This is a genomic window from Virgibacillus sp. FSP13 (assembly GCF_054048505.1).
In genome coordinates this window covers 20,659-36,812 of the sequence record NZ_JBSVKG010000020.1, presented here as the reverse complement: position 1 = coordinate 36,812, position 16,154 = coordinate 20,659, and the positions used below count along the sequence as shown (strand labels likewise).

The following is a 16,154-nucleotide window of genomic DNA, read 5'->3' as shown; positions in this document are numbered from 1 at the left end:
CTTCTAATTAACATTCAATCGATAAGTTGCCACTAGCTAGGAATGTATTTTTGAGCAATTAAATTCAAACCTCAACAAAAACCGCAAGATACCTACAGAAAAGAGAGACAGATTCCTTTTCCAACCTACCTGTCCCCCATTTCCATCAATCATTCTTCCTCATCATCTTCCGCTTTTTGAAACAAAGCTTCCGGTATCATTTCAAAGCCCTCAATCACCGTATTTTCTTCCACTTCAATCATTAAAAAACGTTTCCCGTTGAAATGTACTTGACGAACATATCTTAAATCTTGTGGACTAATGGCAACATTCGCTGCTTTTGTCTCGATTTTGATCGACTTTGATGTATATTTCGGTACAACGTTACTTGCTTTTAACTCATATGTTTCATCATCAATCACTGTTTTAAAAGCAGATTCAACCTTTTCTGTATCGACTTCTTTTACCCCGCTCACTTTTAAAACCTTTTCCACATCTTTGTAGTCTAATTTCGGTACATCTTCCTCTTCATTCTCCTCCACGACACGATGAATTTCATCATACACATTGGAAAGGGTGGATGTATTGATTTGGTCACCTGCAACATGTCTCACAATTTCCTCAAATACAATTTTATCCTCTGCAGCAGTCATCGTTTCTTCTGCATTTAATACTTCCTCGATAAAATGATAATTCAGTTCATATTTTTTCCCCGCCGAATAAAGAATATGGTTGACATCTGCAGCATTTTCCGTGAAGCAAGGGAATAGAAATCCAGATACTGGAGCTTTCAGATTGATAATTGGATCAACGACAATATTGTACTTAAACTCCTTTTCAACATAGTCAAACAGTAATTCCTTTTTCGGATCTTGCGTTTTATTCACACTGCATAGAATAAAGGAATGGGAATAAACGGTATCTCGTTCACTTTCTTCAGCCTCTTCATTACGAGCTTTCATCGGCTTCATATATTCTCCCCGAATAAAGCTCACAACAATATCCATTTCATATTGCTTATCTTTTAGCATTTTTTCAACAAGGCGAAGCATATGACCTTTCCACTCTTCTGTGTCGTTACTTAGTAGACCTTGATGAAGAATGAGCTGACTGTTATCTTCCACATCACGTTGAAACTTTAACTCAAACAACTTCTCGTCCAACTGGCCTGTTAGTACTTTTTTAAAGTTGTTCATAAATAACTCTTTCTGTTCCTCTTCCAGCATTTCAAAAGGTAAACTTTCATGATGATAAATCTCACTCGACTCTTTCATAATGTACACATTAAAGATTTCATGAATTTTTAATAAATCATTATTTAATTTGAATTGTTTTCGAATATCGGCTATGTCTGTTTTGTTCAATCTCGTTCCACTCCTAAGTCGGTTATCAGCTTGTTTTCTTTGTCTATATATTCTATCATATATACTTCTTAAACCATTACTCCATGAATTTCCTGGTGTTAACTTGAGGTGAATTTTTGTTCAAAATAAATAGCAGTGTAAAAATACTTGCATAACAAGTATTTTTACACTGCTATTATACCGTTAAACATTGCTGGGGTTGCGGTTAAAGACAAATCTGTTGGGTATTCGCCTTGTCTAATGCTTTCAATAATCAAATCGGTACACGTTTCCAGCTTCACCGTTTCTATAAAGATGGCAATCTCTAAACCAAAATCCCCTTTACTATCCTAAGTAATGGTATCAGTCCCCCACTTATCTATCACTTTAGTGTAGCAGGAACTGACACCAAACCATCAACCACTCCACATCAATTCATCACATAAGCCCCAGCACTCTCTATTTCCTCTTGCTGAAAACTATCTTCCACCGTCACTTCTTTCATTAATTCAATAAGCCGAGCGTGGTGGGTAAAGAAGATAACTTGCGTTTGTTTTGATAGCTCTAGCAAAATTTTCAACGTTTCTTTTGACCTTTCGTCATCAAAATGAACAAGTATATCATCAACGATTAGTGGAATGGGTTCATTTTCGATTACGGATTTTTCAATGCTTGCTATTCTTAGAGCTAGGTATAGTTGATCGGTCGTTCCATCGCTCATACCAGACACTTTCACTTTATCATTACCGTTTCGGATCCCCATGATAACAGGTTGATCCTTTTCATCAAAATCAACTGTAATGCCGTCAAATGAATGTAATGTAAGACGTTGAAAAATTTGACTTGCGCGATTCATGATTGGACTCTGATTCTGTTCACGATAAAATTCGATACCTTTTTTTAGTAACAAGGAAGCTAATTTATAGTTCACATATTGGTCGGTGAAGTGTGTAATTTTTGCTAATACGCTTTGCTTTTCTTCAGCTGCTTGAACCGATGCAAAGTTTGTTCCTTCAATTTTATCTTCGTATTCCTTTTTTACGACACCATGCTCTTGTTCGATAACCGACCTATTACTGTCTAAGTCATCTCGTTTTCGACTAAGTTCTTCTAGCTCATTATCAATTAAATCATTATCTGCACTCTTGGCCTCTTCTAGTAATTTATCCAACGTTAGGCCATTTCCTACTTCAAGCAATTCTTCTTCTAACTGTACGATTTTTTCCGAATACATTTTTTTCTGTCTAAAAGCTGCTTCTACTTTTTCCAGTTCTTCTAATGTGGCACAATTTGCTTGCTCCATCAAATTGTTTAGTTTCGTGTTTGCCTCTTTTATTTCGTTTTCAGTTGCTTGTTTATCCTGTTCATGTTGTTGTGCTTGCTGTTGTAAATGTTTTAGCTGCAAATTATCTTGCTTGGCTTGGTTCAATGCCTTGTATACGTTTGTTACGATCACATCCATTGCCATATCATCTGATGCTTGTATAAGGGAATGATCGAGACTGTTTACCTTTTCTGTAAATAGATCCATCCGCTCTTTTGTTGTTTTAATTTCTTTTTCAACCCGCTTCATTTCATCAAAACTACGAACACAAGCATCATACGTCTCTAATAATTCCTTTACAACAGTTGGAGAAGTATCAACAGAAAGCGTGAGTCCACGCAATGCGTTTTCCCATGCTTGTTCCCATTGTTCGAGTTGCTTGATTGCCTCATTTTTTCGGTCGTTTGCATCTTCCAGCTTATTCTCTAAGTCATTAACGGAGTCTTGCAAATGGCTTCTACGACTCTTTTTTTCTGTTAGAACTTTTCTCGTTTTTTCAGCCTGGTTAACAAGTTCTGTAAGTGTTGAATTATCAGAAACAACTTCAAGTTCGGCTAGTGTCGCTCTTAATGAAGCTTTTAATTCATCTCGCTTCACTTCTAGCCTGCTAACTTCTTCCTGTCCTTTTTTAAATTCAGATATTAGTGACAGGATGTGCTCATGTTTCTCCAGCCATTCCGTCATTTCTTCAGGTGTTAATGGTTCAATGTTAGCCGGACGCCATTCGTTCTTCCAGTCTTCATTCCATGTCTGTAATGCTGCTTCAACATGAGCATAATCCGTTTCTAATGTAGCTAGTGTCTTCTTACTTCCATCGATATCAGAAATGAGTTTATTTTTCTCCCCAAGCTTTTCCGCTTCTCTGCGCATCATGTCGGCAGTATCATCTGACTCACCCATGCTTTTTTCAAACGCTAAATCGAGTGGGAGTCCGTTAGTAAATGCCACTAGCTTTTCATCATCGATCGTTTCATTATTCAATTTGTTTCGGATGACTAACCAACCAGCATCACGATGATTTCGTAATTGTTGCAAGACATCTTCGGTTGGAATATCTGCAAGCGATTCAAGTTCGCGAATCCGCTCCTCATTTGCTTTTATTTTTTGTTTTTCCGCAAAGATTTTATCCTTCAATTGTTTAAGCTCTTGGGTTAACTCCTGTTGTTTCTTCCCATATTTCTTTACAGTATTTGTTAAACTAGGAACCTTTAATTGCGTAATTTCTTCACTTGTTCCATTCCACAGAGAAAGCCGACGAATAGATTCATTGATTTCTTGATGTAAATGTTTCAGTTGTATCTGTTTTTCGTTTAGTCGTTCTTCCAATTTTCCTTCATTCTTCACGCGATTAATCGCCTGTTCCAATGCGTCCACATCAACGGCATCACCGAGTTCAGCTAATGCAGTTGTATGCTTGTTGAGGTCCTTGTTAATTGTAACAACATCCGACTCAACGTTTTTCCGTTCCTGTTCTAGTAGTGGATAGTTATCACTTAGCTCTTGGATCGATTTCCTTTTTACTGCAGAAATACGATATTGATCAATACGATCCATGCTAGTATTCGTTGCATCAATCTCTTTTAAAGCGGTGAGAACATGTTGCTCTAGTTGTCTCTGTTCCCCTTGTAAAGTCGGAATCTGCTTACAATCCTTTTGATAGCTATCTACTTCCCGATTTAATGCTTCAATTTTTGCTTCTTGTTCGATAAGCCCCTCTGGGATTGATAGATTTTCCAGATCACTTTCAACTTTCTTGATGTTCTCCATCGCATTTTCCTGTTTGGTTTGGGCCGATCCTAACCGTTCCATGTTTTCTTTCCTGGTCTCTTCCGCACGTTCAGACAGATCTGGAACATGTTCTAGTTCATTACGCTTATCAATCGCTTCTTGACGTAGTGCTATTTTGGGCAACGTTTGTTTTAACCGGCGATACTTCATTTCTTCCGTAGCCAATTCTTGAAATTCCTGTCTTAGCGCTTCAATTTTCTTTTCCCCGTCTAGATACCCTTGTTCTAGATCTTTCCATGCTTGTACTTTCAGTTGATTTTCAGAAATTTGTTTATTGAGGGCTTTTTCCTCTTTTATCGCTTGATTGATCGTTGGCTTTGAACCACTTTTTAAATAAAGGCTACGAGACGTGTTTTCTAACTCCTCCAGCACATTCCGAAGCACACTAATACCTGATGCAGCGGAAAATAAGCTCTCCCCAACGTTTCCATCACTTTGAAGCAAACTTTCGCCACCCTCACGCAAGCGAACATGATCAAGAGCAAACATATTAAGGAACTGAGACTCTGTCATCCCATTTAGAAACATTTGTACAACATTTTCGTCCAATGGCTGTCCATCCATATCCAATACTGTATTTTTGCGACCTTTACGACGGATGAATGGCAATGTTTCCCCTTGCTTATTTTTCAACTGACCACCAATTCTTAGCTTCTGATTGTTATGGAGAAACGAGTCATCTGTTTGTTGTGGAAATCCATATAAAAAGTTGGACACTGAACGTAGTATGGTACTTTTCCCTGCTTCATTTGGTCCATAAAGAATATGAAAGCTCTTGCTGTCGTCAAACAATAACTTATAATCCGTAAAATGTCCGAATGCTTCTAAGTGTAAATAGTCAAACCTCATTTCCTACACACCTGCCTTCGTTTGGATATGATACAAAATTAAATCCTCTACTTCTTTTAATCGATCCTTGACCGTAGACATGTCTGAAAAATCCAATCCGTCCTCACCATTCTTCAATTCATATGGCAATGCATTGTGAATATCAGTCAATTCCTCTAGTAGCAATTGTAACGCATCATCATCGTGCTTCACGTTTTCTAGAAATTCTAGGATGGTTGCAATAGGGGTGTGCTGTTCTTGTAGTTCATCCATATTAAGTAAACGGGTAGTTTTTATCTTTACTTTTTCGATCCAGATGTCTCCCATTTCTAAAGCTAACGACCTGAGGTTATTGATTACATGGTCCTTCTGAACGATTAATTGTTGGTGTGCAGGACTAGAACCTGTGATATGAAAACGCACAGCCAAAAATCTCCCATCAGCCTGTTGTTGCAATTGTTCTAAGTGAATTCTTGCTGCCTCAATAACGTCATCGATCGTTTCTGACATGGATGCATCAACATCACAAACCTCCCACCTTAGTACATCTAATGATTGATGTTCATAGGAATCAATGTGTCCGTCCTTCACATGGACAATTGTACAGCCTTTATCACCAGTCTCCCGAATATGTCTTCCTTGAATGTTACCCGGAAATAAAATGGCAGGATTTTGCTCATGCAATACCTCACGTAGGTGAATATGTCCTAATGCCCAATAGTCATAACCCTTGGCAACGAGTTCCTCGACAGAACATGGCGCATAATTCTCATGTCCCTCCCGGCCAGTCGCACTCGTGTGTAAAATGCCGATGTTCAAGTACCCATCAAGCTTCCCAGGATATTCTTTTGCCAGATTTTCCGTTACCGACCTTGAGGCAAACCCTTGTCCATGGATAGCTACTTTTAATTCTTCATCCACTTCTGTTGTCGCTTTATCTACAGGAAACGCCACGACATTATCAGGTAACTTTAATTCTTTTGTAATTAAACTTTGCGCGTCATGATTTCCTCGAATTAAATACACCTTTATATTTTCTTTTTGTAAGCGCGTCATTTGGCTGACAAAAAATAATCCCGTATTATAATCCTTCCAATCACCATCATAAAGATCGCCCGCAATAATAAGAAAGGAAACCTGTTGCTCAATCGCTTTATTAACCAAGTTTTTTAACGCTTCCCTTGTTGCATTACGAATTTCTTCAACTGGAGCACCTTCATACTTTTCTAGACCTCTTAACGGACTATCCAAGTGAATATCTGCTGCATGTATAAACGAAAAAGCCATAATACTCCTCCCTAACAATCTATTAACTCTAGTTTAATTGTAACAAATTATCCTTTTTCATCTAGCAAGAATTGATCTTTTCTTATTACCTATAAAGTAACTATTTGGTATAATATCAAGTAAATAAGATTATTACTATTTTGAAATTAATGCAACAAATTGTCAACGGGGAACATTCCGAGGGTTTTTAAATAAGAAATTGGATTGGTGATACAATAATCTTTAAAGGGAGATGACAGGAATAATGCCCGATTTTTGTCAAGTATATGCCCAGAAGAACCAACTCCTAGTACGGTTGAAGATTGCGGTAAGTGCGGTCTGATTGAACATGGATCACGTATGATTTGGGGAGAAGGGAATCCAACTGCTCCGATTATGGTCATCCTAGACAACCCAGGTGCACGTGATAATCGTAATGGTGATCCATTCGTTTGCGGTACAAGACAGACATTACAAAAAGCTACCACAACCGTTGGATTAAGTGTTAACAATCTATATGTGACCTATATTTTAAAACGAAAACCAACCCGTGCTTACGATAAAGAGATGACAAGGGAAACTTGCATGATGCACTTGAATCAGCAACTACAAAATAAAAAACCTACATTCATCCTATGTCTAGGAATTGTATCCGTCCAATCTTTTTTTCAAGATGAAGAAATGGATGTCAAATCATTACGAGGGAAAATGTACGATGTAAGAGGTATCAAAACAACGGTGGCATATCATCCTTTAGCAGTTAGAAGACGACCTAATTTGTGGTCTCTGTTCATTGAGGACTGGCAATATGTTGATTGATATCGTTCAATCTCCGCAAAGTCGACACTATATAATATGCACGTTGCGGAATGCAAACCACCTAATCTATTTTTTACTTCTTCATTAATGATTCGATAATATTTTTCCGATGATTCCCAGCTCATTCCACCAATTAAGCCAATGATTTTCACGATTCGTCCCCCTACTTCAATAGTAGAATACAGTTTCTAATAAATAACATACAAGCGTGTATATGAAAGTCTCAAAAGAATCAGCATTTGTCTTATCTTTCCTGAAAGTTTTAACGTCTCAAATTTTGTACCTTACTAATGAAAAAGGGCCTATCGCCGGATCTTCTTCATTAGACAGTACAGAGCGCTGGTATCATTGGTCCATCTCAACGTATGATTTGGCCCTCTATCATCGTCCACAGTACATTACATTCAGAATCTATCAATACTAGATCGGCATCTGCTTGAGGTGATATTCTACCTTTCCTTTGAAGCCCAAGAATATTCGCAGGTGCTGTAGAAGCCATATAAACCGCTTCTGCTAATAGTATTCCGCTATCAACCGATTTTCGTAAGGCCTCATTCATCGTAACTGTACTTGATGCTAGTGTACCATCTGCCAATCGGGCCTCTCCATTACGAACTGTCACTTGTTGTCCGCCAAATTCATAATCACCATCCCCCATGTACATGGCTTGTAATGCATCGGTAATCAAAACAACTCCCTCAGCACCCTTCATTCGATGCATGAATCGAACGATGGCAGGGTGTAAATGAATATGATCGACAATGGCTTGGAGGCTCACATGAGATTCTTCAAATGCAGCAACTACAATTCCAGGATCCCGATGTTGAATCGGTCGCATCCCATTAAAACAATGGGTGACATGGCTTGCTCCTTTAGAAAAAGCTTCCTTTGCTTCTTCATATGTGGCATCAGAATGGGCAATAGAAACGATGATTCCCCTTTCTTTTAAAAACTCAACCATCTCCATTCCACCTGGCAACTCAGGCGCGATTGTAACCATCTTGACGAGTGAACCTGTCTCTTTTAGAATCTCTTCCATTTCTTCTATATTTGGATGCCGCAAATACAACTCATTTTGCATTCCTTTTCGTTTCACATTTAGGTAGGGGCCTTCTAGATGAATACCTTCAATTTTGGCACCTGACTCACTACCAATTGCTTTTTTTACATTCTGAATCATATGTATTAAATCTTCTGTTGACGAGGTTACAGATGTAACAAGAAAAGATGTGCAACCTGTTCTTGCACAGGTTTTAGAGACCTCAATAATACTTTCTACAGTACCGTCCATCATATCGGCACCATGCGCACCATGAATATGAACATCAATCATTCCTGGTATTAACGTATGACCTTGCGCATCTATTACTTGATAATCTTCTGGAACCTCTGAATTCATGTGACTATCAATCTTTTGAATTTGTCCATCTTCTATCCATACAGCACCTGGTATTATTTCATTCTTTGTGATGACCTGGGCATTAAGAATGACCTTTTCATAAAATCTTTTCCCCTCTCTTTTTTTCAAAGCTTTTTAGCTATCCATTGACTAACTATTAATAACTCTAATAAAAATTGTAAAGAGCTTATTTTGGTGCTTAGGTAAGAGCATCTACTTTTAAACAATTAACCCATCAATTATGGTGCTAGTCCCACTTTTCTACCACTTTGTACAGTGAAGGACAGACCCTTTTTCTAAAAAAGGGTCTACCCCCCAGTTCCAGCCCCCTACCCCAACAAATCCCGTATATCCTCTTCCGTTAAACGGTTGAGCCGCTCATCTTTTGGATCGATGACTTGCTCGATCAAATGCCGCTTCCTCTCTTGTAATTCATTCATTTTTTCCTCAATCGTCCCTTTGGCTACCAGCTTGATGACTTGAACCGTTTGTTTTTGACCGATGCGATGGGCGCGGTCAGCTGCTTGTTCTTCGACGGCAGGATTCCACCAGCTATCATAAAAAATAACGGTGTCTGCCCCAGTCAAATTAAGCCCAGTCCCACCTGCTTTTAAGGAAATCAAAAGGATATCCCGTTCGCCGGCATTAAAACTGTTACATAACGCCACTCTTTCCTCTGCCGGCGTCTGTCCATCCAAATAAAAATATGGAATACCTTGAAAAGCGATTTCTTGCCCAATGAACTGCAGCATCTTTGTAAACTGGGAAAAAATCAACAGGCGTCGTCCAGATTGCCTTGCTTCCTCGATAATCCGCATCAGCTGTTCAAATTTTGCCGAAGACCCTTCATATCCATCGACAAATAATCTTGGATGACAACAAATTTGACGCAGCCGAGTTATTCCGGCTAGGATTTTAATGCGATTTTTCCGTATTGTTTCCTGGTCCAAATGCTTGAGGGTTTTATGGCGCAATTTGGCCAAGTAACTGGCATAGAGTGTCTTCTGCTCAGGCAGTAATTCAGTCGCTTCGATTACTTCCCTTTTCTCTGGTAATTCATCAAGCACATCCTCCTTGACCCTGCGGAGCATAAATGGATGAATCCTCCGGGCGATCTGTTTATTCGTTAATTCACTGTACTCCCTTAGCCCTAAGAATAACTCAGGAAAAACGACATGAAAGATTGACCAGAGCTCCTCTAGCGCATTTTCCATTGGCGTACCTGTTAAAGCAAAACGGTGGGTTGCCTGCAGTTGTTTCACCGCTCGGGCAGTTTGGGTTAAGGCATTTTTAAACATTTGTGCTTCATCAAAATAGACAACATGAAATTCCTGTTTCTCGTACCAGCGCAAATCACTTCTAAGTAATGGATAGCTCGTGATGACGACGTCCATATCTGCTATTTCTTTTTGCAACTGCATCCGTTCTGACTTGTTTCCATCGAGGATCATCGCTTGAATCTCTGGTGCGAATTTCATAATTTCACTTTGCCAGTTATACGTAACAGATGAAGGACACACAATTAATGCCGGCTGTCCTTTTTCACGAATAATTGGAAGTTCGGATAAAATAAATGCAATGCTTTGAATGGTTTTCCCAAGTCCCATATCATCCGCTAGAATTCCACCAAATCCATAACTAGCAAGAGTCTTCATCCAGTGATACCCCTGTTTTTGATAGTTACGCAAAACTCCCTCTAATTGTTCCGGAACCTCAAAATGCAGGCGTTCTGGATGTTGAAGTTTCTCTAGAAAATCACGGAATGATGCTTCCAGCGAAACGGCATCACTATCCTCAAAATAATTGATAAGCCTTAGCCCTTCCACAACAGGAACTTCGAAGCGCTTTTCCCATTCATCATCTTGAACGGGGACAGCATGCAAGAAACGCCCGATCTCTTCCATTTCTCTCGTCTCCAGGGATAGCAATGCACCATCCCGCAGCCGGTAATACTTCCGCTTTTCCTCTAGTGCTGCTAACACCTCTTTGATTTCTGCCTCTGGAATACCGTCAACCGAAAACGTAAACTCAAGCATGTGGGTCCGTTCCTTGTAATGCCTCACCTTGATTTTCGGGATTGTTGTTTTTGGTAAAATTCGCATGCGTACAGCAGTTGTCGCATACACTTGAACCAATTTCTGCAGTTTCGGCAATTCATGGTACAAAAAATTATATTCTAATTCCTCATTTTGCAGGTAATAGCCACTCTCTGTTTGGGTAAACTTACTCTCCTCCATCAACTGAAGAATCGTTTCTTCCTTCTCTGTATCGCGAATAATCATCGAACCTACCTTTGGTTGCTGATGATCGAGTGGATTGATGACCACCCCCTCATAATGAAATTCCAGCCCCGCAAGCAGACGATTGTTCACACGATCTACATAGAGCTTTGCCTGGAGGGGTGTTTTATGTAGTTGGGCAGTAATTTCCCCAGATAAATGGACCTCCCCCATTTTTCTTAAATGTGGCAATAACTGTTCCATATAATATTTCAATTGATGAGTCGGTATCGCAATTTCATTCGTTTTGGAACGCTCTAGCATTCGCTTCAATTCATAGAGACGTTCCGCTTCCCCTCTTTTTACGACAACAACTTCCCCAGCCGATAGGACAGTGTCATATTCTTTTAAAATCATCATTTCGCTTAAACCGTTAATAAGCAATTGATATCCATTTTCCTTTGTACCCGTAAATTCAAATGTTAAAGGTAACGGTTCATCAGACACATGAAAATGATGATAGCTTTTCCCAGCGTATTGTAAGATGACTTGCGGAGCACATACCAATAATGGTTCGATTCTATTCCAGGAGGATGCTGGAACGAGGAGCATCCCTTTGTCCTGATGAAGGCTTTTAGATATTGCACGACGATACACTTTTTCATCATCCATCACAAGAATGAGCTCCTGCACAATGGCATCGGTCACGCTGTCAAAACAATACTTAGTTGGGTCGTATAGGAATTCTTGTGAAAGGGCATGAGTTCTACCTCTCCGAACGTTCTCCAAAAATTCGCGGAGATCCGCTATTCTCTCTGATGCGATGGAAATTTCAATACCGAATCGTTCATTCCCTCCGGCAGTAACTCCTTTACAGATAAAAGTCGTATCCAGAACTTCTCTATTTTCAAAATGGATTTGCTGGCCACTTCGAGGGGTTGGTTTCGACTCAAATAATCGTAACAATCCTTCCGATAGTTCTCCTTCTGTTTGGTCAAAGGCCCGTCCATCCTGATTTTTCTCTTGCTGGTGATATTGCCAAGCAATTAATACCGCAGCAACATGTTGGCAGTCCTTTTGAACAGAAGAAAGCGATGGACAGCTACAGGTCGCCTGAAATCCTTTAGAAGATTTCTCAAGGTGTACATGAAAATCCTCCACTCCATGTACTGTGGCATGTAAGGAATCGGGAGCTACCTCTTCTACTGTTACTTTTCCGTTCCGATAAAAGGCTTCTCCTCGCTTAAAAGAGACAGCCCCACACCGTTCTTTGATGATTTTTTGATTGAGTTTCATTTCCATGGGGTTGCCTCCTTTTTTGTAATACCGGTCTTTAATCTTCTTCTATAAATTTATCATGAAGGGTATTTTTGTGCCATATAAACGGACGTTGATGGGGGGCGATGATAAAGACCGGAAATTTCACAGTTATACAAGAGATGGCGGAAAAATATATGAAGGTAATTTGGGAAAATGGTAATTTCGATGGGGGAGGGAAACTATCTGATTATGACCCAAAAAACCAATAACACTCACAAATATTGATGTGTATCAACATTTGTGAGTGTTTTAAAATAAATTCGTTTTCACCTAAAGATACCGGTGGATCGTTCTCTACATCATACACACAAAATTTAAAAGCAGTTTCGTATTGTTGTCAAAACTCTCTCCAAATCATGAATCATGTTCATGTAGCTTCCCTATTTTAAATAGCAACTCTTTAAAATGCACAGTATTTAGCTTAGAACATCTGACAACGGACGGTTTGTCTAAGCCCGCTTCTTCCCAGTATTCTACTGCAACATCAAATTCATTTCTTACATGTTGACTTGTAACTGTTGCGATTAAGTGGTCTAATTCTACAACTACATTATCATTGCTTACAATAACAACAGGTCTTCTTTTCCCATTTATTTCAACAGTCCATACCTCTCCACGCTTACCTGTTTTATTCATCTTCCTTACCCCAAAACATTTCATCTTTCTCTTTTATAATTTGCTCTTTTGGTGGCCTACTGTCAAAGTAATTATCAAATAACTTATTGAGCAATTTTATCCGTTCTCCGTTATCCATTTCTTCAATTGCCTTCAGTATCTCATCAGCAGTCATTCATAACCACCTCATTTATTAATGATTTTATTAAATCAATTATACAATACTTTAATAGAACAATCATCAACCTGAAAAATACAACAAAAAATAAGGACATTGGTGTTATGTCCTTATTTTTTACGATAATAATATTTTATTAAATTCGTGTATAACGTCGATACCGGTGGTCGGGATACAATATGCTCCCTCCCCCCTTGATATATAAGGGTTCTTTGAGGGCTTGTGAAAAATTTGTGTAAAATGCTTTTTATTCATTATTCTAAACTATCTTTTTAATAGCTCAAAAGAATGTAACTCATTAATTTTAAATCTGGACTGAATTTTTTTCAAAAAATTCTTTTGCTTTTTTCTTAACCAAAAAGTGATTATCTACTGATGCTTTCTGTAGCATAAGCTTAGTAATATCTTTATCCAATTCCCATAGATTATCAAAATTATTAATAATAAGATTCTTTATATATACATTATCATAATCCATAGATTTAGATAGTTGTGTTAGAATAACTTTTTTATTATGGAGTGTAATCATATTTAATAATAATCGCGCTGCTAGATATCTTATATCTTGATTACTATGGTTTTTTAAACTAAAAACAAATTGAAGCAAAACATTTTGAACTCCGTTATCAAGTTCTATAAAGAATTCATTATTAATTGCATTTATAATTGCTTTTAAACATTGAACTAGTTCAAACTCTTCTTCGTTGTTTACTTCTGCTAAAATATCGATTAACTCTACTATATCCATTTTGTTTAAAACCATTTGGAACATTATAAAGTTCAATTTCAAAGTTAACTGTGAATGCTTTTGAAATAACTCTTCAGTGGAATCAAACATTAATTCTTCATTATTTACTAATTGATTGTATAAATCGCCATAATTTATATTTATTTTATTGAATTTTAGTTTTATATAAATAATTAATTGAATTGCACTTGTTTTTTCTGAGTACGAGATATTGTTTGCTAATATAGATTCTTTACATACTGTAATTACGTCATTAGCCTGATTAAATTCTACTATATCTGGGTTTAATTTGAAAATGTTTTTAATTATGACATAAGGGTTATAAGCACCAAAGCTATAAATCCCTTTTTTTCCTTGTGTATTTATATTGTTTCTTATTTCCTCTATATATTTTAATACATAAAAAGTATCAATGGTATCAGTAGTTTCTAATAAATATAACTGATTATCTGATTCGGTCATATTTTCCTTAACAATAGGATTGAATTCCCTTTTATATTCATTTACTTGTTGAGTTAAATTAATTATTGCCTTGATCAAATTATTAGAGTTATTCCTCACCTCTTGATCAAGCGCAGACTCTATTAAAGATTTTTTTAATAACTCTAGATTTCTATCAATAACATTTGAGAAGTCTAAGACTTCAAGCAATCCAAATACTTTATCATAAAAACGATACATCTTTTTATCAATTATTTTTATACATATGTCAACAATTAAATTTGAATCTATTCTAAACCTATTTTCCTGAATGGTACTAATAATTAAATCGCCTAACATTACTGCTCGATTTTCTTGTTCTATCCATCCAACTATTTCTTTAGATAGTTCATCAAATATTAATTTGTAATCGGTATCACTGAAAAAATAGCCTAAATGCTTGATTACTTCTAACTTAGATTTTAATCTTTCTAGCTTTATAGGTAATGAATTCGTAAAATCATATATTTCCATTACATCTTTTGAATTCATTTTCCCAAGAATATTGTTGTATATAGTTATGTATTCTTTTATTTTTTTACTATCATCAGTCACCATTGACAATTTTATTAATAACACTCTGAATTCCCAGTCATCATATTCTTCACATAGGTGGAATGCAACATCTCTAATTCTATTCCTTAATAGTAATATGTGTGTGAGTGATCCATAATAACAAGCTGTTACAAAGATTTTGGCTAACTGTTCAGTATAGATAGTTAAATTATTGCCATATCTAACTGAGTATATGGAAGTTGATTTATATCTCCTATATTCTTTATTTATTTCTTCATAGAATTGCTTATCGGATCTATCAATTACTGGATAAAATAGCTCTTGAGACATTTTGTTTATCTCTTTTTGAGCATTAGTTTCAAATACTATTTTATTTTCTAGTTGACCCCTCTTTCTTTCAACATTCCTTAGATCAATTAAAATATCTTGTATAAACCAATCTGGCATTGACTTCTTGTTTGATAATCTAAATGCATCATTTAGGTACTTGTTCACCATATTTAAATCATCTAACCAGTATGATTGTATTGCTTGCCATCTCAATTTAACAATTTCATTTAATTCTTTATCCTGATTTTCTCCCAATTTTTCTAAGAATAATCCGACATTAAATTCTTTTATTCCTTTTTCTCCCCATAAAACTCTAAGAAATTGTTCAACGTAATCATCTATTTCTGTACTATCTTCTATTTCAATATTCAATGGATAAATTAGATTACCAATATAAAATTTTGATTTATCTATACCCCTAAAGTTTTGCTTAGATATTGAATCCGAAAACACAGAAGTTGCTACTTCCACATTTTCATTCTTATCATTTTCAAATTCAATATCTACTAATCTATTTCTACAATAATGTCTATAAATCTTAGTAATATCATTCATTAAATCTTCATATCCATGTTTAATAAATTCTTGGAAATTATTAACAACATAATATTTGGAACCTGTGGCCCCTTTTAATTCATTTTGTATTTGTGTAGGTTTTTCTTCATTTTCATCACAAAATAAAAATATTGACTTCTTTGGATGTGATTTGGCCCTAGAAATTTCTTTAACTATCGCTGGTGTTACATCATCATAATTATCAATTAAGAACAGACACAAATCACTATCATCAATTGCATATAGATAATCTTGTTGTGCTGTTTGTGTTGAAGCTCCTTCTTCCTCGAACAGATAAACATCCGCTATTTGACTTGACTCAATAAGTCTTTTTAACTCTCTTCGAACTTTATTATACCTCTCAAAATCATCTCCACATCTTGAACTTATGAAAACTTTAATTTTATTTGTTATTGAAAGATAATCTCCCATTTTCATCTCCTATTA

The 16,154-nt window shown here is 36.8% G+C and carries 9 protein-coding genes and 1 pseudogene; 1 reads left to right on the top strand and 9 read right to left on the bottom strand.

Features of this window, described 5'->3' with window-relative positions; translation table 11 throughout:
* Window positions 1-149: 149 nt before the first annotated feature.
* The 3 genes from ACW2QC_RS15170 to ACW2QC_RS15160 all read right to left on the bottom strand — a co-directional run bounded on the left by ACW2QC_RS15170 (window position 150) and on the right by ACW2QC_RS15160 (window position 6,549).
* Window positions 150-1,343 carry a DUF4317 domain-containing protein gene (locus ACW2QC_RS15170; protein ID WP_457544791.1) on the bottom strand — a complete coding sequence of 398 codons (1,194 nt, stop codon included), beginning with the start codon at window positions 1,341-1,343 and terminating at the stop codon, window positions 150-152.
* Window positions 1,344-1,752: 409 nt separating this feature from the next.
* Entirely contained in the window at window positions 1,753-5,283 is a 3,531-nt protein-coding gene (locus ACW2QC_RS15165) for an AAA family ATPase (RefSeq protein WP_457544790.1), read from the bottom strand.
* Between the two features lie 3 nt (window positions 5,284-5,286).
* The gene (locus ACW2QC_RS15160; protein ID WP_457544789.1) at window positions 5,287-6,549 is read right to left on the bottom strand and encodes a metallophosphoesterase family protein; all 1,263 of its coding nucleotides are present in this window, start codon (window positions 6,547-6,549) and stop codon (window positions 5,287-5,289) included.
* A 255-nt stretch (window positions 6,550-6,804) separates the two neighbouring features.
* Here ACW2QC_RS15160 and ACW2QC_RS15155 point away from each other — a divergent pair, with 255 nt between their 5' ends.
* Window positions 6,805-7,347, top strand: coding sequence for a uracil-DNA glycosylase (locus ACW2QC_RS15155; RefSeq protein ID WP_457544788.1), 543 nt, complete (start codon window positions 6,805-6,807; stop codon window positions 7,345-7,347).
* Here the strand turns inward: ACW2QC_RS15155 and ACW2QC_RS15150 are convergent.
* The 6 genes and pseudogenes from ACW2QC_RS15150 to ACW2QC_RS15125 form a co-directional block, all read right to left on the bottom strand.
* Window positions 7,341-7,499: pseudogene (locus ACW2QC_RS15150) on the bottom strand (aspartate/glutamate racemase family protein); the annotation flags it as partial. The gene ACW2QC_RS15155 and the pseudogene ACW2QC_RS15150 overlap by 7 nt on opposite strands.
* A 206-nt stretch (window positions 7,500-7,705) precedes the next feature.
* Window positions 7,706-8,875, bottom strand: coding sequence for an N-acetylglucosamine-6-phosphate deacetylase (gene nagA / locus ACW2QC_RS15145; RefSeq protein ID WP_457544787.1), 1,170 nt, complete (start codon window positions 8,873-8,875; stop codon window positions 7,706-7,708).
* A 200-nt stretch (window positions 8,876-9,075) separates the two neighbouring features.
* A complete protein-coding gene (locus tag ACW2QC_RS15140; RefSeq protein WP_457544786.1) occupies window positions 9,076-12,267 on the bottom strand; it encodes a DEAD/DEAH box helicase in 3,192 nt (1,063 codons plus the stop codon).
* 372 nt (window positions 12,268-12,639) lie between these two features.
* On the bottom strand, window positions 12,640-12,921 hold the full coding sequence (locus ACW2QC_RS15135) for a type II toxin-antitoxin system PemK/MazF family toxin (RefSeq protein ID WP_457544785.1): 282 nt from the start codon (window positions 12,919-12,921) through the stop codon (window positions 12,640-12,642).
* The gene (locus tag ACW2QC_RS15130; protein WP_457544784.1) at window positions 12,914-13,075 is read right to left on the bottom strand and encodes a hypothetical protein; all 162 of its coding nucleotides are present in this window, start codon (window positions 13,073-13,075) and stop codon (window positions 12,914-12,916) included. The genes ACW2QC_RS15135 and ACW2QC_RS15130 overlap by 8 nt, the downstream gene beginning before the upstream one ends.
* 307 nt (window positions 13,076-13,382) lie before the next feature.
* Complete coding sequence (locus ACW2QC_RS15125) at window positions 13,383-16,139, bottom strand: hypothetical protein (protein WP_457544783.1); 2,757 nt, start codon at window positions 16,137-16,139, stop codon at window positions 13,383-13,385.
* Between the last annotated feature and the right edge of the window lie 15 nt (window positions 16,140-16,154).